This window comes from Octadecabacter dasysiphoniae, assembly GCF_021532615.1.
GTDB classification, from domain to species: domain Bacteria; phylum Pseudomonadota; class Alphaproteobacteria; order Rhodobacterales; family Rhodobacteraceae; genus Octadecabacter; species Octadecabacter dasysiphoniae.
Window position 1 is genome coordinate 888806 of record NZ_JAKGAQ010000001.1, and the last position, 18600, is coordinate 907405.

The following is an 18600-nucleotide window of genomic DNA, read 5'->3' on the forward strand; positions in this document are numbered from 1 at the left end:
AACATGAGCAATCGCGGGCGCACGGAATTTCTGGAACGGGGCAGCTATCGACAGCGCCGGTTTCGCGATGCGGCTCGTATGGTGCCTTTGTTTGCCGCCGTAATGATGTTGCTGCCGCTGATGTGGCCGCGCGCGCAAACAGATCAGAGCCTGACCAGCAGCGGCATTTATTATCTGTTCGGATTGTGGGTCGTGTTGGTTGTGATTGCGTTCGCGCTGTCGCGGGTGTTGCAGTTTGAAACGCCGGATGACAGCGCCGAGGGGGCGGGCAAGAAAGGTGGTGACGAATGATTTCGTTTAACCTGCTTGTCTTTGTGTCCATTGCATATGTGGTGTTCTTGTTCGCGGTGGCCTTTGCCGCAGAACGCCGCGCTGCCATGGGCAAAACCGCGTGGCTGCGGTCTTCGGCGATCTACACATTATCACTCAGTATTTATTGCACTGCGTGGACGTTTTATGGCGCGGTGGGCTATGCGGCGCGGTCCGGCCTTGAATTTTTGACGATCTATCTGGGGCCGACATTGGTGATGATCGGCTGGTGGTGGTTGGTGCGCAAACTGGTGCGGATCGGGCGCACGCAGCGTTTGACGTCCATTGCGGATTTGATTTCATCGCGGTTCGGGAAATCTACCTTTTTGGGGGTGCTTGTCACGGTGCTCGCTATCGTTGGAACCACGCCCTATATCGCGCTTCAGCTGCAATCGGTGACGCAATCCATCGCCGTGTTTGCCGCCAGTTCTGGTGAGGTCTGGGAGGCGGGCGATCTGAACGGGGCCGCGATGTGGGTGGCGGCGGGTCTGGCGGTGTTCACCGTGTTGTTCGGCACGCGCAATCTGGATGCCCATGAACGCCATCACGGTATTGTTCTGGCCATCGCCGTTGAGGCCGTGGTGAAGCTGTTTGCGCTGATCGCTGTCGGGGTGTTCGTCGTGTGGGGCGTGGCGGGGGGCATTGGCCCGACGATGGATCTGATCGATGCCTCCGCACAGTCCCAATGGGCGCCGCAACCCAGCCGCTGGATCGGGCTGATCTTTGTGTCGGCGGCGGCGTTTTTGTGCCTGCCGCGCATGTTTCAGGTGCTGGTGGTGGAAAATTCCGACGAACGCACGGTGAGCACCGCAAGCTGGGCATTTCCAACATATCTGCTGTTGATGAGCCTGTTTGTCGTGCCCATCGCTGTCGTGGGTCTTGATTTGATGCCCGCGGGCGCGAACCCTGATTTGTTTGTCGTCACGCTGCCCTTATCCGAGGGGCGCGAGGGGCTGGCGATTTTGTCGTTCTTGGGCGGGTTTTCATCGGCGACGTCCATGGTGATCGTGGCGACGCTGGCGCTGGCGACGATGGTGTCCAACCACATCGTTGTGCCCAGCTGGCTGAACGCGCGCACGCCGGGGGCGGTGGTATCCGGCGATGTGCGCGACGTGGTCGTGATGTCGCGGCGCATTTCTATCGGGGTGATTTTGGCGCTGGGCTATATCTATTTCCGTCTGTCCGGCGGGGGCGGGGCGCTGGCGGCCATCGGTTTGGTCAGCTTTACAGGCGTGACGCAGGTTTTGCCGGCCATGATTGGCGGCGTGTTCTGGCGCGGGGCGAACCGTTGGGGCGCGGGGGCTGCCATTTCAATTGGCTTCGCGGTCTGGGCCTGGACCCAGTTTTTGCCAAGCTTCGGTGTGGATGCGGTCATTTCCCAAGCGGTGTTTGATCAGGGCCCGTTCGGCATCAACTGGCTGCGCCCTTATGCGTTGTTCGGGATCGAAGGGATCGATCCGTTCGTGCATGCGGTGTTCTGGTCCATGTTGCTGAACACAGGCGCGTTGATTGTGGTGTCGATCCTGACATTCCCCAACCCGCTGGAACGGCTGCAAGGCGCGCAGTTTGTCAATGTGTACGACTATTCCAGCGGTGCGCGCACGTGGTCACAATCTGCCGCGCAGGCCGAGGATTTGCTGGTCATGGCCCAGCGGATTTTGGGCGGCGCTGAGGCGCAATCGATTTTTCAGGCAGAGGCGCGATCCCAAGGCAAAGACGGGTTTTTGCCTGATGTCACGCCGGATTTTATCAGCCGGTTGGAACGCGAATTGTCCGGTTCTGTTGGTGCGGCGACGGCCCATGCGATGATGGCACAACTGACCGAAGGCGCGATGGTCAGTGTGGATGATCTGATCGCCGTGGCCGATGAAACCGCGCAGATTATGGAATATTCCAGCCAGCTTGAGGCGAAATCAGCCGAACAGGACCGCACCGCACGCGCGCTGCGTGAGGCCAACGAAAAACTGACGGCGTTGTCGATCCAGAAGGACGCATTTCTAAGCCAGATCAGCCATGAATTGCGCACCCCGATGACGTCTATCAGATCGTTTTCCGACATTCTGCGCGATGGTGAAATCGAAGACGAGGCGCGCAAGAAATTTGCCGGAATTATTCACGATGAAACCAACCGCCTGACCCGTCTTTTGGACGATCTTCTGGATCTTGGGGTGCTGGAAAGCGGGCAGGTTCAGCTCAACATCGGGGAGGGCACGCTGGCGGAGGTTCTGGACCGCGCCATCATGGCATCCGGTGTTGCACCTGATGATCTGGTGATTTCGCGGCGTGCGGTAAATGAGGGCGTGCCGCTGACAACCGATCTGGAACGGTTGGCGCAGGTGTTCATCAATCTGATCAGCAATGCCGCGAAATACTGCATGGCCGATGACCCTGAATTGCGCATCATTGTGCGCCAGATCAACGGGCAGACTGTTGTTGATTTTTGCGACAATGGTGCGGGTGTGCCCAAAGAAAGCCAGTCGATGATCTTTGAGAAATTTTCACGGCTTGAGGATGCGGGTAAGGCCGGGGGGGCGGGCCTTGGCCTGTCGATTTGCCGCCAGATCATGACCGCACTGGGCGGCGATGTGACCTATCTGCCCGGTCAGGGGGGCGCGGGATTTCGCGTGACTATTCCCGCCGCTGTCGCACTGGCTGCGCAATAGTTGGCCCGTTAGAGGTTTCGTAACCTTGGGCGGCGTAGTCTGGGCCATGACCCATTGTGCAGGATGCCTTTGAAATGGATGCGTTAAACGCAGTTCTGGCCCATAAATTAGGGCTGACGCCGCCCGAACCGGACCCGGATGCGCAGGGCCCGGCGCCGACTCCTATGCGCCAGATGCGCCGTGCGTTGGGCCGTGCGGCGGATAAGGCTGTTGGGTTGTCGGCCTCTGTTCTTGGAATTGCAGAAGAAAACCTTGAGGCGGAGGCGCTGATTGAAAGCGGGCCGGAAGACTGGGTTGTGATCGGGCTGCGCGATGGTTCGAATCCGGGGCTGACCGGGTTGTTCCTGATCAATCCTGCATTGCGATCTGCGTTGGTTGAAATGCAGACGATGGGCAATTTGTTGGCCGCGAGCGAGGATGAGAGGAAAGTCACGCGCACGGATGCGGTGTTGGCGGTGCCGTTTGCGTCGCAGTTGTTGCGCGAATTGGCCGATGTCGGGTTCGGCGCGGGCGTGCTGGACCCTGCGGCCTATGACATGGGCCCGATGGACGATTTGCGCACGGCCGGATTGGTCATGACGCCGGGGCTGTATCGCAGTTGGCGCATATCTGTGCAGCTTGGAGGAAGCGAGCGGCAGGGTGAAATGTTGATCGCTATGCGACCGGACGTGACAACGCCGATTGCCGCCCATGACACCGCGCCGGAGTGGTCCATGGCGCTGCGCGGCGCCGTAGAAGAGGCGCCCGCGGATCTTGAGGCCGTGCTGGCGCGCATGGTGTTGCCCATGTCCAAGATTGAGGAATTCGAGGTCGGGCAGGTTCTGCAACTGGCGGGCACCACTGTCGGGTCGGTGTCGCTGGTGGGGCCGGGCGGGCAAAAGGTTGCCATGGCGCGCCTTGGTCAGGTGGCGGGCAAACGGGCGGTGCGCGTTGAGGTCGAAACAATTGAATTGCAGGACGACACGCCCAGAGCAGCGCCGTTGCCCGAACTGGAAATCCCGCCGGTGGATGGTCTGATTGACAGCGGGGCGGCCTAGGTTCCGTGCAGCTGGGACAATTGGTGGCGCATCATGGAAATATCATAACCCTGCGCGGCGGCAGCGGCGATGATGTCATCGGGTGTCATATCGCGGGCCCGGCTGAACGCCCAGATGATCGTGCAGCGCGTGCCAGACGCGCAATAGGCAAACACCGGACCGCTTGACGCATCACAGGCGGCTTTTTGTGCGTTGGCGGTTGTTTCGTTCATCGTGTCATGGGTCAGCGGCAGGGTCACAAATGTCAGGCCTGCGGCCTGTGCCGCGTCCCGCATGCGGTCTGCGTGATGGCTTGGCGGGATTTCGACGCAGGGGCGATTGTTGATCACGGTTGTAAACCCGGCCGCGGCAATGGCGGCGAAATCTTCGGGGTTCACTTGCGGTGAAACGGCGTAGGCGGGGGTCAGCGGGCGAATATCCATGCGGTGTTTTACGACGGGTAAACGGGGGCGTCCAGACTGGCTTTGCAGGTGCAGCATTCTTGAAACCCTGCGCACGGGCCGTTACCAAGGGGCATGACCTCTCGGGACCTGTCTGATGCCGCACTGTTGGCGCAAACCATGGATGCCGCCGCCCATGAAGCGGCCGGGGTGCTCAAGATGTTGTCAAACCCCCAACGCCTGCGCCTTTTGTGTGCCCTGCTGGAGGGCGAGCGCAGTGTCGGAGAGCTGGAGGAGGCGCTGGGCGCGAGCCAGTCTTATGTGTCCGGCCAGCTGGCGCGGCTGCGCGATCAAGGGCTGGTGTCTGCCAAACGCGACGGGCGCACGATCCGTTACACGCTGTCGGACCCGCGCGTGACCCCGATCCTTGAGCGCCTTTATGAGGTATTTTGCGCCTAAAACGGGGTGCGATATTTTGGCGGGTATATTTTGAATCAAATCGCGGATAGCGTGTGCGTACGCGATTGCATACCGTGCAATTTACACTGAGTTAGGATTGGGTGGGAGGCCTTGTCATGACAGGTATGCCGATGACGTCGGACAGCCACCGCCGCAAGGTGATGTCTTTGCGACTGAGCACACGGATGCACGTTGACGCCCGTCAGGTTGCGATCAGCCGTGCGGTACTGGAGACATTGCAAAACCCGGTTGTGGCCCGCGCTGTTGCCCGGGGCTTGCGATTTGATGCGCTGGATAAGGCGTAGGCGCGCGCCTTCTTAATCATGGTTAACTGAGGGCTTTCCCTTTCGGGTGTCTGTTGTCATTCTATCAGTATAAGTCTGCGTGCTTTTGTTTGTGCGGGCGATGACGGGATGATCGGCGATGGCCAGGTTGGTTCGATTTCGGGTTTTGGAGGGCATTGCGGTTGTGACGCTGGATGCGCCACCTGTGAACGCGCTGTCCGGCCCGTTGCGCGCCGGCCTTTGGGAGGTCCTGACCCGCATTGATGCCAACGATGATATCAAGGCCGCAGTGCTGATGGCGTCGGGGCGGATGTTTTCAGCGGGCGCGGATATTCGTGAATTCGGCGCCCCGGAACGCCAGCCGTCTTTGCCGCAATTGTGTGATCGCATTGAGGCCTGCACCAAACCTGTTGTGGCGGCGATCCACGGGCAGGCGCTGGGCGGGGGGGCTGAAATCGCGCTGGCGGCGCATTTCCGGCTTGCGGATGCGGAGGCGCGGATCGGGTTGCCCGAAGTCGCGTTGGGGCTGATCCCGGGGGCCGGTGGCACACAGCGTTTGACGCGCCTAATCGGGGCGAAGCGTGCGTTGCAGATGATTATTTCGACCAATTCCATAGACAGCACCAGCGCACACCGGATCGGGTTGATCGATGGTCTGGTACAGGGGGATTTGGGGTCGGGCGCGATTGCCTTTGCCAAACGACTGGTTGAACGGGGCCAAAAGCCGCGCCGCACCAGTGAGAACCGCAGCCAGTTCAAGGATGCGCGGGCCCATCAGTCCGCGATCGCCGAGGCGCGCACAGCGTTGCGGGATAATCCATTGCACGCGCCGCTTCGGGCGGTGGATTGCGTTGAGGCCGCGGCGGTTTTGCCGTTTCAGGCCGCCCTTGCGTTTGAGGCGGATGCCTTTGCGCGCTGTCTGGATCACCCCCAATCCGTGGCTTTGCGTCATGTGTTCATGGCCGAACGCAAAATTGACAACGCCCTGATCGAGAGGGACGGTACAGCGTTTCGCCCTGTTGATCCGATGGGTAAATCCATCGTCCAGCGCCTGCGCAAAGCGATGCGCGCGGCCGCCGATCATCTGGTTGAGAACGGCGCGAGCGAGGCGCAAGTTGATGGTGCGATGGTTGCCTACGGGTTTCGCAAGGGGCCGTTTGGCAGCAAGGACAATAGCACCGCCAATGACACGATTGCCCGTCAGCTGATTGCGGCACTGGTGGCAGAAGGCGGCGCCTGTGTTGAGGAAAACGCGGTGCAGCGGCCATCCGATATTGATGTGCTGGCGGTGCATGGTTTGGGGTTTCCGCGCCGGATGGGCGGGCCGCTGCGCGCGGTGCAAACCACGGGGCTGATCGGTTTGCGCACATCGATGCGCGAATGGGCCGAAAACAGCGATATCTGGGCCGTCCCAATGATGTTGGACGACGCGATCAAAGACGCCCGCGGGTTTGATGCGTTAGGCGAGGATCACGCCAACCACGACGCACATAAGGCCGAGAACGGATAGCAAAAACGATCCGAGGTTCAGCGGCATCGCGGACTGGATTTTCGCCTTGAGGTCTTCGTCGTTCGTGGCGTTATTTTTGGCGCGGCGCACTTGTACGATGCTCAGGATGATTCCGGCGATCCCGATTACGGAAATTACTGCGCCAAGCCCGATCAGAAGTTCCATTGTTATCCCCTTGTGTCCGGCCCTTTTGCCTGACGTTGGCCTAACCTGAGTGTCTGGCGCACGCAACCGCTTGCCGAGCTGCGCGCGCGGGGGTAGGGAAGGGGCCGACCCCACACAAACGAGGCCTGATATGTCCGATACATCAACCGACACCAGCTACCGCGTGACCGCAGACGAGCTGCGCCAGTTTATCGAGCGGATCGAGCGCCTTGATGCCGAGAAAAAAGACCTCGCCGAGCAGCAAAAAGAAGTGATGGCTGAGGCGAAGGGGCGTGGCTACGACACCAAAATCATGCGCAAAGTGATTGCCCTGCGCAAGCGTGACAGCGATGACATCGCCGAAGAAGAAGCCGTGCTTGAGATGTATAAAGAAGCGCTGGGCATGTGATCCGCTAGAGGGTCACGCGGCCTTCGATCAGTATATTTGTATGACCGCCAATGCGGATTTCGCCCGCATCGTTCGGGATCACATGAACGCGCCCGTGGCGTGAAATACACGTGCCTTGGGCGACGATATGGGGCTGTGTGACACGCCCCTGTGCCTGCATCCAATGGGCCAGCGCCGCGTTGAGAGATCCTGTGATCGGGTCTTCTTTCAGATCGCCCCACATGGAAAACATCCGCACTTCGTAATCCACGTCGCCCGAGGAATGGGGGGCAATCAGCCCGACGGCGATGCCTTTGATGGGGGTGATGGCACCGGCGTCCAGCGTCAGCAGGTCATCCGCATCCGCCATTTCAATTGCGTGCCAGACGGGGCCGTTGTTCAGAACCGCGTGGTGCGTGATGCGGTTCGGATCAAGGTTAAGCGCCTGGGCAATCGCCGTGACGTCCGCCTGTGGCATGTCGGTGATCTGCGTGGGCGGCGCGACGAAGGCGGGTGTGTCGCCTGTCAGGTCAATTTCAACCAGACCAACGCCGCAGTTCTGCACGATTTTTCCGGCGCTCTTTGGCGTATTGCCCGCCGCCAACCAACAGGTCGCCGTGCCCAGCGTCGGGTGGCCCGCAAAGGGCAGTTCGCGCGCGGTGGTGAAAATGCGGATGTCATAATCCGCGGCGGGATCAGTGGGCGGGCAGATGAACGTGGTTTCGGCCAGATTTGTCCAGCGTGCAAACGTCTGCATCGTGTCGTCATCCAGCCCCGCACCATCCATCACAACAGCCAACCCGTTGCCGCCCATGGGGGTCGTGGAAAACACATCACACTGCATGAAAGCGCGGGTTTTGGGGGCGTCATGGGGCAATGAAATTCACCCCTTCCATGCGTTCGATCCGGTAGACATCTTCGTCATAAAGCGCCGTCAGATTGCCGACGAATTCGTCTGTCCAACCGGGCATATCCACGACATCCTCGACCTCGTCATCCAGCGCGTATTTTTCCAGAAAAGCCGCAATGATGCGCCGTTTCTGGGTTTCTGTCTGGGGCGGGTTCGCCTTGAGGTAGCCAACAAATTTCTTCATGCCTTCCGCGCTCATGATGGCGCTGAGAAGGTCAAAACCGCCGGTGATTTTGGTCAGCGGGTCAATCCCGCCGAGTTCGCGGATCAGCTGCGCCCAGATCAGCGGGGTGTCCTCGTTGCACCACACGGTGAGGGTGGCGCGCGGCAAAATAGTGCGGATGCGGGCAATCAGATCGGACCAGCGCACATCGGTCGGATCAATGCCCTGCATGAACGTGTCATAGCTGTCCACGGGGCTGTCGCCGAACACCGCCGGAATAAAGGTGGCCGGATCGCGCATGCCGAGAAAAATTTCAATCTCGTCTTCGGGAAAAAGATTGGCCAACCCCGCGAGCTTGTCTTCTGCCAGCGCATAGAAAACCCCGCCCTCGAACACACGGCGATGAACGCACATGAACTGGGCGTGGCTCATGACAAGGCGGTTGCATTGTTCGTCATCAAGGATTGCATCAAGCAGGATTTCGCGCGTGTCAGGCGCGGGCGGTTTCCCTTCAAGTGCTTGAATAGTCTCACGAATAAGGCGGCGATATTTGCCGGGGCCGGGCACCTTGACGCCTTGGGCAGCAAAGGTTTCAGCATTCTTGAGAACCGACTTCAACAGGCGATCTTGATCGCTACAATTGGCGCCGATGTGATAGACTATCTGCATGTGCAAGAGGCCCGATTTATGGTTTTTCACACCATAGGCGGGAATGAATTACAGTGGAACCGCAAAGGCCACGCGTTTTTCGCAAGAACCCCCTTGCGCGATCCGCCAGCGTCCCTTAAAGCGACGCCCAGTGCCCCTATAGCTCAGCTGGTAGAGCAACTGATTTGTAATCAGTAGGTCCGCGGTTCGAGTCCGTGTGGGGGCACCATTTCCATGAGAAAAACGATGCAAAACGATGCACCAATTGGCTGTAAACCCCTTATTTTTATAGATTATGGCGGTTTTGCTGTGCAGAACGATGCAGAACGATGCAAAGCTGTGCAGGCAATTTGTTGTATCTAATGTTGTATTCCTTGTTGTATTCCGGTGGGGCACAACAATGCGGATACAACAATGAAGTTGACAGACACCCAATGCAGAACGGCAAAAGCGACTAAACGAGTCACTAAATTGGGTGACGGCGACGGTTTGTTCCTGGCAATTCGTCCGACTGGGCACAAAAGCTGGCAGTTCTACTATCGCCATTCGGGTAAGCAGAAAATTATCGTTTTTGGCAGTTACCCGGAATTGTCGCTCGCCAAGGCTAGACAGTTGCGCGTGGAAGCGCGGACTCAGGTTGCGGCGGGACTGGACCCCATGGGCGAACGTAAAGCCGCTGAACAGGTCGAATCCACTGGTCCCTTGCCAACATGGCGGGACGTGGCGGAAGAGTTTGAGGCCAAACGGGATAAAGAGGGCGCGGCCAAGGCGACGTTGGATAAGTTGGCCTGGTGCCTTGAGATAACCTACGGCGCGTTTGGAAGTCGGCCCATCGACCAGATCAGCGCAAAGGACGTCTTGGACCTGTTGCAGTCGATTGAAGCCAAGGGCCAGTTTGAGACCGCAAAACGGCTGCGTTCGGTGTGCAGTCGGGTTTTCCGGTTTGGTGTGGCGACTCTGCGATGCGAGCGCGACCCTGCCGCCGATCTTAAGGGGGCGTTGACGGCGGTGCCTGTCAAACACCACGCGGCGATATTCGACCTTGAGGGCATCGGTGGGCTGATGCGGGCGGTCCGCAGTTATGCGGGGTCGCCGATCACTCGCGCTGGTCTGTTGATTTTGGCCTACACGTTTCTGCGCCCCGGCGAGGTCCGGCATCTCGAATGGGCAGATGTGAACTTTGACGCCGCGCGGATCAAGATTCCAGCCGAACGGATGAAACAGCGCCGGGCGCATATCGTGCCGTTGGCAACGCAAACTGTCGCGGTCCTGAAAGAAATTAAGCAGCACACCTGGGCGTCTGATTTGATCCTCCCTGGCCACGGGGCGGGGCGTGTCTTGAGCGAAAACACTATGAACGCTGCACTGCGCCGGATGGATTATAGTAGGGATGAAATGGTGTCGCATGGCTTTAGACGTATTGCCTCCACGCGGCTAAACGAAATGGGTTGGAATAGGGACTGGATTGAACGCCAGTTGGCCCATGTCGAGGGGAACAATGTTCGCCGTGCATATAACGCGGCGGAATATTTGGAGGGCAGGACCGAAATGATGCAAGGTTATGCCGACCATTTGGATAAGCTGGCGCGCCAAGACTGACACACCAGCCCGTGGTTTAGACGCTCAGACGAACGCGAACGGCGTTAGACGGGTTGCCCGCCGCGCTGACAGCTTGGCCGATCAGGGTGTTGCCTGTCGCCGTGCTAGTCACGTCCGACGTGCTGTCTTTCCAGTAAACCTTGGCACCTACGGCAATGTCGTCCGCAGACACTTTGGGAAGTTCAAAGACTCCCACAGTTGCCAGCACAACGTCTGCGCCGCTTGCTGCATTGCCGTGTGCAACGCCAAACAGGCTGCCGACCAAAACGCCGTCGCCGCTTGTCACTGCGTCAGGCGCAGCCAGTGTGATGTTTTCACCGGGTTGGATGTAGTTTTTCATTTCAGTTTACCCCTTTTGAGGTTTGGAAGGTTACGGTCGCCGGGCGTTTGGTCCCGGCAATTTGGGATTGAAGGTCGCCGATGTAGGCGGCCAATTTGGCAAGGCTTGCGGGGCGATATTCGACCCGCTCGCCGTTCTGGTCCACGACAACGCTTGCCGACTCCCCGATTTGCAGGCGGTGGTACGCCGCCTGCGCCTCAGAGAGTTTTTCGGCGAGAGTCATTAGCTGTCGCCTTCGTTGAGGTAGGCACCACGCCAGTCGGTCCAGCCTGCGCCAAAGTCGAGGAACGCGCGGTACTTGAGGCCCAACGTGTCCCAGGCTTCCGTGCGTTGGATTTGCACGCCTTGCGCTGCGGCGAGGTAGCCATAGACAAGGGAAGGCAGACGCGCCGGATCGGCAAAGACGTACCAGGAATCGTCCGTGATACGGGGTTCAACCAACAACGTCAGCTTGCCGCCGAACGGGTTAACGTCTCCAGTGTTGTTGGGCTGAATCGTTGCCAACAGCTTTTCGGCAGCCGTTTCCAAATCAGGCCCGACCAGCAAGTATTTGGGCGTGGCGCTGATAAGCGTTTTGCCGTCCAACCCTTTGATCCGGCGCATGGCTTTGCGTGCTTCATCCAAGGCGGACTCGCTGCCTACGCTACCAAGCGCAACGCCAGACCCGGAAAGGTTGCCGCGACTGGCATCAAATACCGCCGTGCCATCGCTCAGGTTGGGGTTGCCCGTTACCAGTTCCACTAGGATATCTGCCTCAGTCTGCGCGGCGGCCTCGCCAAACGCCGACGTCATATCCCCCAAGAGGTTCATGTCGTCGTTGATAAGCAGGTTGCGGCTGACATTAAGCCCACGCGCATACGTCTTGAGGGCCATTGTCTCGCCGTTTTCGGCGCGGCTCGTGTGCGTGATTTCGCCGGATTCTGCGATTTCCTCAAGGCGACCCATTTCACCCAAACGGATGCTGGTGGAGTCCTTAAAGTTCGGCAGGATACGCTGGCGACAAAGCGTCTTGATGGGGCACTCAGCCGCCTTATAGGCGTCCAGGGCGACCTTGCCCATTGCGTTAGAGACCACCAACGGGAAGTCGCTAGTGCCGTGCGCTGCGCGGGTCAATACGTCATCGGCGTTCATGCCGCGGGTCGCGACACCGGAACGGGCCAAGCTGGTCCGGGCCAGGTCCAACATAGACTCGCCAAGATACTGTTGGGCTTCCGCCGGGCAGTCGCCGCCTGCCATACGAACCGCCAAGGCGTCCGATTGACGACGGACGATAACCGCCGGGTCATCATTTTGGGCCGTGTGCGTGCGAATAACGGGCGCGGTCCGCGTCTGGGTGGCGTCAAATGCCGCGGCCTTTGCCTGGTCCAGTGTGGCGTTTTGGTCGATTAGATCGTCCGCAGTCTCGGCGGGCAGCCCAGCCGTCCGAACAATCGTGCGGATTTCTGTCCGACGGGTGCGTTCGGCAACCTCAGGTGTCGTGGTAGTTTCAAGAACAGGATCGGGCATTGCTGCACCTCCATTTTGGGTTTGTTCGGTGCTGTTTTGAATACTGCCCACGGGCACCGTGACCGGGGGAGTTGACTGGTGGCGGACCCGCGATGCGGGGTCTGCCGGGTTGGGGGTCAGACTGATCTCGCGCAGCCCCCAAGCCTTAGGAGTTTTGACCCGCACGCCGTCCACAACGGACTCTGTCCAAGCGGCCACGGCGTAACCGATGGAAACGCCTGTCAGGGTGCCTTCCGCCACGCGGGCGACAACGGGGGCCACGTCCTCAGCTTGGGATAGGCGCAGCGTGGCTAAGAGGTTCCCGCCTTCAATACGGTAGCCCTCAACAATGCCGATGACGTCGCGGGCTGTCCCGCCCCGGTGGCTGTCATAGACAGGGACGTCCACGGCGCGTAAATCAAGTGTCGCCATAGTCAGGCGTTCGTCATAGACCCCGGCGGCATCCCGACGTTGCACAGCGTTTTCGGTGGCCGCAATAACGTCTACGGTCAGCGTCTTGGGATTCCAAGTTTCTGGGGCTGCGGTGGCTGTCCGCTGGATAGTTTCGCCGTCAAGCGGCGTATACACGTCAAGCATTTTCAGATTTCCCGGCTGTAAAATTCAGTTTCAAAGCGGCTTCCCTCGCGCGGTCTGCCGCGATTTCCGCGTCCAATTCGGCCACGTTCCAGCCAAGCGATGCGACGGCTTGGCGACGGCTGGTCAAACCTTCCTCAATCATGGTTTTGAGCGCAGCGACGTCCTTTGCCGGATCAACCTGCATCGGGCGCGGCGGCAGCCATTCTGCCTTGAGCGCGGTTGCCAATTCGGGAAAATCAATGTCCCCCGACAAATACCCTGCGGTCAGTACACGCCGGAAAACCGGGTCCAAAAACTGCGGGATTAGAGTGTGGTAAGTGAATTGTTCAACCTTGGCGCGGAACGGCAAAAGCCCCGCACGCAGGCTGGAATAGTTCGCGCCCGTCAGGTCGCCGTCTAGCAGGTATTGCGGCAGGCTCAGGCCCGCTGCAATTTGGCCCAGCGTTAATTTGGCAAACGCAATGGAGTCCTTGGCCTCGGAAGGCGAGTTGAATTTGATATCCGTGCCAGCGGGCAAAACGCGGACGACGCCAGGCTCCAGGCTGATATCTGTCAGCGAGTCTGCTTCTGGATACGCACCCGTGCCGCCCAGGTTGTTCTGGTCGGTCACAAAGCCCGCGTGCATGGCTGCAATTTTGGCACCTACTAAAAGTGCGTCCTGTAGCTGGTCAAATTCGTTCAGGGTAAGCAGCACAGGCGCAAGCCAGGATACGCCGCGCACTTGGCCTGCGCCTAACGGTTTGAAAATGTGAAACATATCCTCCGCGACCACGCGCACGGGTGCGCCTGCGGTGGGGAATAGTTCGGTCGGGCGGTGCGGTTGGACGTGATAGGCCACGCGCTGCCCCTGTGCGTTAAACTCGATCCCTGCCGCGACATAGCCGCCATTGCCCATATCGCGCGTAATGGACTCATCGACCATTTCGGCGGGAATAAGCCGCAGTTTGGGGCCGTCGGGGCTAGGCTCAACCATTGCGAACGCCTCGCCGTCCACGATGACGGCCTCTACGATTGCAGCGGTTATGCCGCGTAGATCGGTGCGGCCTTCGGAATCAATGCGGGCGGAAGCGTCCAGGAAGAATGAGTCGATCCCGGTCCGGTAAGTTGTGTCAGGGTGGGCACTGTTCGCTTCAATGCCTGCTCCCACGGTTTCAGCCACCCATGCAGACACGCCGTTGCGGATGTAGCCGTTGTTCGCAAAAGCATGGCGGGCGCGGCTACGCACTGGCACGGCGGCGGCGAGGGTTTCGGCCCCAGTAGGACCGAACGGGCGGAAACCCTGGCCGCGACGGCCGCCCGTTGCAGCGTCAAAGCTGCGGCGGATTGGGGCAGGGGTGTCCCGCTGAAAGAGGTTAAAGGGCCATGCCATTAGAGTTACTCCTCCGCAGTTTCGGCTAGATTTTGCATCACTGGGAGCGCCAGGGCCGTAATCGGATATGTTATAGTCCGCGTTACGTTTTCGGGTGCGGGAGCAGGTTTGCTGCTCATTTGCACGTCAATACCCGGGAAAGGGTATCGGACAATGTGGATGTCGATAAAAACGGGGGTGCCCGATGCGATTGTTTCCGCATATTCCTCGAAGGCGCGACGTCCGGTCGTGCTGTCAAATTGACGCAAAGCAAGGTGCGCGTGTTCAATTATGCTCCAGGACTCACCGTCACGGTTTGCACAAATCGCAAAAATCGCCGCGATAGTGTCTGCCTCATTTAATTCAGTCGTCCGACCTTGTTGAGTTTTCAGGGAAGACCGGATCAGCTTTCTGTCGCGAAGCATCTTTGCGCGGTCATAATAGGATTTCCTCGCCTTTTCGGCGGAATCAAACCCTGGATCAACTTGGGCCAGGGCATCTGTAATTTGACGAAGTGTAAAATTGGTCATGTGTCATCTCTCCTCGGTTCTGAGGCAATCTACATCTTGCTAAAATAATTTGCAAGTAACTTGCTAAAATATTTTGTAACCGATATACGGTGAGTCGTTCGCTCTGCTGGGCATGGCTGGGCGAACAAGACTCTCCAGTCTTCGCTTGGGGCCAGGTTCCTATCCGGCCCGGCCCCAAGCACCACTCAGACAAACAAGGAATGAAAATGACAACTGCACAAAAAGAACGCCTACGCGCCGCGCAGATTATTGCAGCACTCGGAAACCAAGAGGGGCTGCACCCCAATTATTCGAAAGCCCGTTGTGAAGCCTATTTTGAGGCTCAAGGTTGGCAAATGCCGGGCGATTTTGCCGCGTATGTCACGGGCGGAAAGCAAAGCGATGCGAATTTCCCCGCGCCACAGGTTATCGAATTGCCATTTTGAAAAGTGGCTACCTAGCTTTGTCACCTGTCAGGGTTGGAAGGCCTACCAAGACTTGCTAAGGCTGCATAAGCTTTTGTAAGGAACTAATTCGCATGCAAGATATTGTAAAACAGACCATTGCCCTTGTCGTGGGGGGCGTGGTTGTCGGTCTCATTATGCTCCTGGCAGAACGAAACATTGAACGCGACCCTGAACTACGAATCCTATTTCAAAAAACTGCAATTCATCGGGAGTTCATGCAAGCGATTGTTAGCGGTTCCGTGAAATATATCGACAGCGTTTATGCTGAGGACGAGGAACCGCTTTCAGATGAGCGTCTTGAACAGTTTTCCGCCACGGTACTGGACTCTTCTGGGCTGCGCTTTGGCGGTTCCTTAGACACCTACTACATCACAAACGAGTCCGCCGACGAGCCGGTTGTGATTCAGATAATAAGTCGAAATTTCGAGTTTGCGGCTTTAGGTGGCGATCATGGCGACGAATACTATGAAGATGAAGTTGATATCAAAGTTAGGCTGTTACCAGATGAATCACTATATTTCGTTGTCGCTACGGACAACTTAGTCACAACCCGGTATCCGGATGTCAATTTAGACGACCAATATGTGTTCTTTGCCGTCGACGAAAAACCCGTGATCCCAATCTCGCTGCATGAATATAGTTCATTCGATGTCTATCCCGAAAACTTGGTTCGGAAAAATCCCTTAGTTTTTGCTTTGTTGAGTTTGGTAGGCCTCGGATCAATCGCACTTTTCGGGTTCGTTGCTCTTTTGGGACTATTCCTTAAGAATAAAATTGAGTTTCTTGCTAGAATAACGTCCGCAAAAGATATCGCGCAGTCTCAGTTGGTGATTGATTTTGTTCGAGATAACCGGAAGAATAAATTCGCTCAAATCGAAGATGAATTGAAGGTGCAGCGCGAAAAGTATGAGGTTAAGGAATAGGGGCGTAAGTAGACGCCGCCTCCTCTGCTTAATTGTCCAAGAACCTGGACCGGGCCACAGTTGATTTTGGTGCGACCTGCCTTTGCGACAATTCAGATTCCCGGCTTTCCAAGTTGATCCCGACAAGCTGCCGCGCGGCAATGGCGTATCCTAGGCAATCTAATGCCTCGTTCCGCCGCCCGCTGATTTTCTCCCAAATGCGAACCGGGTGGCCTTTGCGGTATTTGGTCACAAGTCGTTCGGCTGCAAGCTGGTCCAGGTAGTCTTGGCCCAAGCTGTCCGAAACTGTGATGGTGTCGCCGTGGTTAAGGCGTTGGTGGATTGCGAGTTTCAGCCCGTCCACGCCTAGCAGCGCCAGACGAGTCTTGCGGGAGTTGCCCCAAGATAGGGACGGGCGAGCGAAACCTGGCACGCCTTTGCCTGCTACAATTCGGCGGGATGTGCGTGCGCGGGTAAATCCGTAAACCTGATCGGCATGGTGACCGGAGTCGATGACTGCCGCGTCAATCCGTAAAATGCCGCCCCCAGGGTGCTGCCAATGGCGAGTCAGCAAATCGTCCAATTCCGTCCAGGTTGCATCCTCTAAAGGGCTTCCCCACACAATTTCATGGGCCAGGACGCGGATATCGTTGTCGCGGGTCCAGGCGGCAGTGGTCATCTCGATACGGTCGTCTTGCAAATCGCACCCGGCAGTCAGGATTAGCGAGTCCTCAGGGATGTTTTGCAGATCGTGGGGGCGTTGTCGGCTGGACAGGGCGGCAGTGTCGATTTCATCCCCGTCAGAGCGCCACGGTTCGGCCAATAGTGTCGTGGTGAACGCTTTAAGCGTTGTAGGGCTGCGTTTCGCCTCAAGAAATTCCGCGACCAGTTTGGACCACGCTGCGTTCGGCAGTAAGCTGACAAGCGCGTTAATGCGGTAGCCGTGGTGGCCTTTCACGTCCGGTTTAGTGGCACGCCACGCCCCGGCGCGGATCATCGCAGATTTACCGGACTCCTCAGTCACGCAACCGCATGACGGGCAGACCCAATGTGCGCTTTCCGGTTTGTCAGCGTCCCATCGGATATCGACCCATTTAATTTCGTGCGGGTCGTCGCAATGCGGACAAGGACACTCGTAAATCCGTTGATCCGATTTTTCATAGGCGCGGCAAACCCGGCTGGTTTCCTCGTCCACGGGGGTAGAACCCAAAACGATTTTACGGTTGCCGTAGGACAAGGTTCGCTTTTCGGCGAGGGCAACGGGGTCGCCTTCGCCGCGTGCGTCCACCTCAAAACCGTCTACCTCGTCCAGAAATAGAATCCGCGCGGTTCGGGCACGCAAATTGCGTGGGGCGTTGGCCGATACGATAGCAAGGCTACCGCCGGGAAAGTAACGACTCAGCATTGTGTCGCGTTCGGTGGTGTCCGCCTTAAGCGCCTGCCGTAGCGCCGGGGATTCCGCAAAGGTTGGTTCAATCGCGCCTGTCATAAGGTGACGGCAGTCAGCCTCCGCAGGCAGTACGCATAAAACAGGGCCAGGGTCGTTGACAGCGTAGTGCCCTAATGCCGCGACCAAAAGTTGGGTGTAGCCAATGCGTGCCGATTTCAAGACGCTGACGCGCTCTACGGCGGGGTCGCCGATGGAGTCCGCGATTGCCCTCTGGTGCGGCCACAGGCGCAGTGCTCCAGGCTGTGCGGCGATGCTAGACGGCAAGCGCACGTTTTCTTCTACCCAATCCGACAAGGGACGTTTGGCAGGGGGGCGCAATGCCTCAAAAGTCTGGCGGCGAATGTCTGTCAGGTTAGTCATTTGCGATGACCTCCAAAGCTGTGCGGACTTCCGCGTCGATTGCGGCGGTGGTGTCGCGGTCCAGACCAAGCTGCCCAGCGACACGTTCGGGGACCGCCAAAAGGGCGGCGCGTAGATCGGTCGTGACTGCAATCCACGCTTTGGCAACGGCCTGTGCCTCCAGTAGGTCGCCCCGGTTTCGCGCGGCCAAGGCTTCCGTCTTGTCAGCCTGGGCTTGCGTCAGTCGCAATTTGGCAGCGGCCAATTCGGGGTCGCTGGTTTTCACCGAACGGCTGCGCAGGTATTCGGTATAAGCACGCACGACGGCTTTCAGCGGGTAGCCCGTTCGGCCATGCGGCCCCGGCATATCGGATCGCGGCAGAACCCCGTCACGCGCAAGCTGACTGACACGGCTGGTCGTCAGGCCGATCCAATCGGCGACCTCGCCAGACGTGACCAAATCATCGGCAGGGTCGGTCGGGCTTTCACGGTGGCTGGGTTCGTCCACGGTCTCAGCATCGAAACCCAAAAAATCGTCAATATCGTTCATAGCTTAGATTCCAATTTTGCTTGAGTTGGGCAGGCCGATTCAATTTTCACTTGAGTCGGACACAAATCGCGCTCCGCGCTCCCCGCGTGCCGTAGATCGTAGGAGGGACCCGCAACCGT

The 18600-nt window shown here is 58.3% G+C and carries 21 protein-coding genes and 1 tRNA gene; 11 read left to right on the forward strand and 11 right to left on the reverse strand.

Annotation, left to right across the window (positions count from 1 at the left end):
* Positions 1-3: 3 nt before the first annotated feature.
* The 3 genes from L0664_RS04380 to L0664_RS04390 all read left to right on the forward strand — a co-directional run bounded on the left by L0664_RS04380 (position 4) and on the right by L0664_RS04390 (position 4009).
* Positions 4-291, forward strand: a complete 288-nt coding sequence (locus tag L0664_RS04380) for a hypothetical protein (protein ID WP_235224400.1) — start codon at positions 4-6, stop codon at positions 289-291.
* Positions 288-2972, forward strand: coding sequence for an ATP-binding protein (locus L0664_RS04385; RefSeq protein WP_235224401.1), 2685 nt, complete (start codon positions 288-290; stop codon positions 2970-2972). The genes L0664_RS04380 and L0664_RS04385 overlap by 4 nt, the downstream gene beginning before the upstream one ends.
* A gap of 74 nt (positions 2973-3046) precedes the next feature.
* A complete protein-coding gene (locus L0664_RS04390; RefSeq protein WP_235224402.1) occupies positions 3047-4009 on the forward strand; it encodes a FliM/FliN family flagellar motor switch protein in 963 nt (320 codons plus the stop codon).
* Here L0664_RS04390 and L0664_RS04395 read toward each other — a convergent pair.
* Complete coding sequence (locus L0664_RS04395; protein WP_235224403.1) at positions 4006-4431, reverse strand: protein tyrosine phosphatase family protein; 426 nt, start codon at positions 4429-4431, stop codon at positions 4006-4008. The two genes, L0664_RS04390 and L0664_RS04395, sit on opposite strands and share 4 nt — an antisense overlap.
* 93 nt (positions 4432-4524) lie before the next feature.
* Here L0664_RS04395 and L0664_RS04400 point away from each other — a divergent pair, with 93 nt between their 5' ends.
* The 3 genes from L0664_RS04400 to L0664_RS04410 all read left to right on the forward strand — a co-directional run bounded on the left by L0664_RS04400 (position 4525) and on the right by L0664_RS04410 (position 6642).
* Positions 4525-4848, forward strand: coding sequence for an ArsR/SmtB family transcription factor (locus tag L0664_RS04400; RefSeq protein ID WP_235224404.1), 324 nt, complete (start codon positions 4525-4527; stop codon positions 4846-4848).
* 116 nt (positions 4849-4964) lie between these two features.
* Complete coding sequence (locus L0664_RS04405; protein WP_235224405.1) at positions 4965-5153, forward strand: hypothetical protein; 189 nt, start codon at positions 4965-4967, stop codon at positions 5151-5153.
* Positions 5154-5271: 118 nt separating this feature from the next.
* Positions 5272-6642, forward strand: coding sequence for an enoyl-CoA hydratase/isomerase family protein (locus tag L0664_RS04410; protein ID WP_235224406.1), 1371 nt, complete (start codon positions 5272-5274; stop codon positions 6640-6642).
* On the opposite strand, the gene L0664_RS04415 is transcribed toward L0664_RS04410, so the two are convergent.
* On the reverse strand, positions 6592-6807 hold the full coding sequence (locus L0664_RS04415) for a hypothetical protein (RefSeq protein ID WP_235224407.1): 216 nt from the start codon (positions 6805-6807) through the stop codon (positions 6592-6594). The two genes, L0664_RS04410 and L0664_RS04415, sit on opposite strands and share 51 nt — an antisense overlap.
* Positions 6808-6937: 130 nt before the next feature.
* On the opposite strand from L0664_RS04415, the gene L0664_RS04420 reads away from it, so the two are divergent.
* Positions 6938-7195 carry a DUF2312 domain-containing protein gene (locus L0664_RS04420; RefSeq protein WP_235224408.1) on the forward strand — a complete coding sequence of 86 codons (258 nt, stop codon included), beginning with the start codon at positions 6938-6940 and terminating at the stop codon, positions 7193-7195.
* Positions 7196-7199: 4 nt separating this feature from the next.
* Here the strand turns inward: L0664_RS04420 and L0664_RS04425 are convergent, their stop codons facing one another.
* Together L0664_RS04425 and L0664_RS04430 are read right to left on the reverse strand one after the other, a co-directional pair.
* Positions 7200-8051, reverse strand: coding sequence for a PhzF family phenazine biosynthesis protein (locus L0664_RS04425; protein WP_235224409.1), 852 nt, complete (start codon positions 8049-8051; stop codon positions 7200-7202).
* On the reverse strand, positions 8041-8916 hold the full coding sequence (locus tag L0664_RS04430) for a hypothetical protein (RefSeq protein WP_235224410.1): 876 nt from the start codon (positions 8914-8916) through the stop codon (positions 8041-8043). Before L0664_RS04430 ends, L0664_RS04425 begins: the two co-directional genes overlap by 11 nt.
* A 132-nt stretch (positions 8917-9048) precedes the next feature.
* Between L0664_RS04430 and L0664_RS04435 the strand changes: the two genes are divergently transcribed.
* Positions 9049-9124, forward strand: a tRNA-Thr gene (locus tag L0664_RS04435).
* 185 nt (positions 9125-9309) lie between these two features.
* Positions 9310-10494: a tyrosine-type recombinase/integrase gene (locus L0664_RS04440; protein ID WP_235224411.1), complete on the forward strand. Its 1185-nt coding sequence runs from the start codon at positions 9310-9312 to the stop codon at positions 10492-10494.
* A gap of 16 nt (positions 10495-10510) precedes the next feature.
* Here L0664_RS04440 and L0664_RS04445 read toward each other — a convergent pair whose 3' ends face one another.
* From L0664_RS04445 to L0664_RS04465, 5 genes are read right to left on the reverse strand one after another with little or no spacing between them, the layout of a single operon-like run.
* Positions 10511-10834: a DUF2190 family protein gene (locus L0664_RS04445; RefSeq protein WP_235224412.1), complete on the reverse strand. Its 324-nt coding sequence runs from the start codon at positions 10832-10834 to the stop codon at positions 10511-10513.
* Position 10835: 1 nt separating this feature from the next.
* Complete coding sequence (gpW, locus tag L0664_RS04450; protein WP_235224413.1) at positions 10836-11057, reverse strand: gpW family protein; 222 nt, start codon at positions 11055-11057, stop codon at positions 10836-10838.
* Positions 11057-12916: a prohead protease/major capsid protein fusion protein gene (locus L0664_RS04455; protein ID WP_235224414.1), complete on the reverse strand. Its 1860-nt coding sequence runs from the start codon at positions 12914-12916 to the stop codon at positions 11057-11059. The genes gpW and L0664_RS04455 overlap by 1 nt, the downstream gene beginning before the upstream one ends.
* Positions 12909-14285, reverse strand: coding sequence for a phage portal protein (locus L0664_RS04460; protein ID WP_235224415.1), 1377 nt, complete (start codon positions 14283-14285; stop codon positions 12909-12911). The genes L0664_RS04455 and L0664_RS04460 overlap by 8 nt, the downstream gene beginning before the upstream one ends.
* A gap of 5 nt (positions 14286-14290) precedes the next feature.
* Positions 14291-14794, reverse strand: a complete 504-nt coding sequence (locus L0664_RS04465; protein ID WP_235224416.1) for a hypothetical protein — start codon at positions 14792-14794, stop codon at positions 14291-14293.
* Between the two features lie 206 nt (positions 14795-15000).
* Between L0664_RS04465 and L0664_RS04470 the strand changes: the two genes are divergently transcribed.
* Together L0664_RS04470 and L0664_RS04475 are read left to right on the forward strand one after the other, a co-directional pair.
* Positions 15001-15219: a hypothetical protein gene (locus L0664_RS04470; RefSeq protein ID WP_235224417.1), complete on the forward strand. Its 219-nt coding sequence runs from the start codon at positions 15001-15003 to the stop codon at positions 15217-15219.
* A gap of 92 nt (positions 15220-15311) precedes the next feature.
* Positions 15312-16163 carry a hypothetical protein gene (locus tag L0664_RS04475; protein WP_235224418.1) on the forward strand — a complete coding sequence of 284 codons (852 nt, stop codon included), beginning with the start codon at positions 15312-15314 and terminating at the stop codon, positions 16161-16163.
* Positions 16164-16191: 28 nt separating this feature from the next.
* Here L0664_RS04475 and L0664_RS04480 read toward each other — a convergent pair whose 3' ends face one another.
* Positions 16192-17952, reverse strand: a complete 1761-nt coding sequence (locus tag L0664_RS04480) for a phage terminase large subunit family protein (RefSeq protein ID WP_235224419.1) — start codon at positions 17950-17952, stop codon at positions 16192-16194.
* Positions 17945-18481, reverse strand: coding sequence for a terminase small subunit, Nu1 (locus tag L0664_RS04485; protein WP_235224420.1), 537 nt, complete (start codon positions 18479-18481; stop codon positions 17945-17947). Before L0664_RS04485 ends, L0664_RS04480 begins: the two co-directional genes overlap by 8 nt.
* Positions 18482-18600: the final 119 nt, after the last annotated feature.

Excerpts from the sequence above, each read along its gene's own strand:
- L0664_RS04420 (WP_235224408.1), top strand. The coding sequence starts at position 6,938 with ATGTCCGATACATCAACCGACACCAGCTACCGCGTGACCGCAGACGAG.
- L0664_RS04445 (WP_235224412.1), bottom strand. The coding sequence starts at position 10,834 with ATGAAAAACTACATCCAACCCGGTGAAAACATCACACTGGCTGCGCCT.
- L0664_RS04460 (WP_235224415.1), bottom strand. The coding sequence starts at position 14,285 with ATGGCATGGCCCTTTAACCTCTTTCAGCGGGACACCCCTGCCCCAATC.
- gpW (WP_235224413.1), bottom strand. The coding sequence starts at position 11,057 with ATGACTCTCGCCGAAAAACTCTCTGAGGCGCAGGCGGCGTACCACCGC.
- L0664_RS04415 (WP_235224407.1), bottom strand. The coding sequence starts at position 6,807 with ATGGAACTTCTGATCGGGCTTGGCGCAGTAATTTCCGTAATCGGGATC.
- L0664_RS04470 (WP_235224417.1), top strand. The coding sequence starts at position 15,001 with ATGACAACTGCACAAAAAGAACGCCTACGCGCCGCGCAGATTATTGCA.
- L0664_RS04455 (WP_235224414.1), bottom strand. The coding sequence starts at position 12,916 with ATGCTTGACGTGTATACGCCGCTTGACGGCGAAACTATCCAGCGGACA.
- L0664_RS04410 (WP_235224406.1), top strand. The coding sequence starts at position 5,272 with ATGGCCAGGTTGGTTCGATTTCGGGTTTTGGAGGGCATTGCGGTTGTG.
- L0664_RS04395 (WP_235224403.1), bottom strand. The coding sequence starts at position 4,431 with ATGGATATTCGCCCGCTGACCCCCGCCTACGCCGTTTCACCGCAAGTG.
- L0664_RS04380 (WP_235224400.1), top strand. The coding sequence starts at position 4 with ATGAGCAATCGCGGGCGCACGGAATTTCTGGAACGGGGCAGCTATCGA.
- L0664_RS04440 (WP_235224411.1), top strand. The coding sequence starts at position 9,310 with ATGAAGTTGACAGACACCCAATGCAGAACGGCAAAAGCGACTAAACGA.
- L0664_RS04480 (WP_235224419.1), bottom strand. The coding sequence starts at position 17,952 with ATGACTAACCTGACAGACATTCGCCGCCAGACTTTTGAGGCATTGCGC.
- L0664_RS04405 (WP_235224405.1), top strand. The coding sequence starts at position 4,965 with ATGACAGGTATGCCGATGACGTCGGACAGCCACCGCCGCAAGGTGATG.
- L0664_RS04385 (WP_235224401.1), top strand. The coding sequence starts at position 288 with ATGATTTCGTTTAACCTGCTTGTCTTTGTGTCCATTGCATATGTGGTG.
- L0664_RS04400 (WP_235224404.1), top strand. The coding sequence starts at position 4,525 with ATGACCTCTCGGGACCTGTCTGATGCCGCACTGTTGGCGCAAACCATG.
- L0664_RS04465 (WP_235224416.1), bottom strand. The coding sequence starts at position 14,794 with ATGACCAATTTTACACTTCGTCAAATTACAGATGCCCTGGCCCAAGTT.
- L0664_RS04485 (WP_235224420.1), bottom strand. The coding sequence starts at position 18,481 with ATGAACGATATTGACGATTTTTTGGGTTTCGATGCTGAGACCGTGGAC.
- L0664_RS04430 (WP_235224410.1), bottom strand. The coding sequence starts at position 8,916 with ATGCAGATAGTCTATCACATCGGCGCCAATTGTAGCGATCAAGATCGC.
- L0664_RS04475 (WP_235224418.1), top strand. The coding sequence starts at position 15,312 with ATGCAAGATATTGTAAAACAGACCATTGCCCTTGTCGTGGGGGGCGTG.
- L0664_RS04390 (WP_235224402.1), top strand. The coding sequence starts at position 3,047 with ATGGATGCGTTAAACGCAGTTCTGGCCCATAAATTAGGGCTGACGCCG.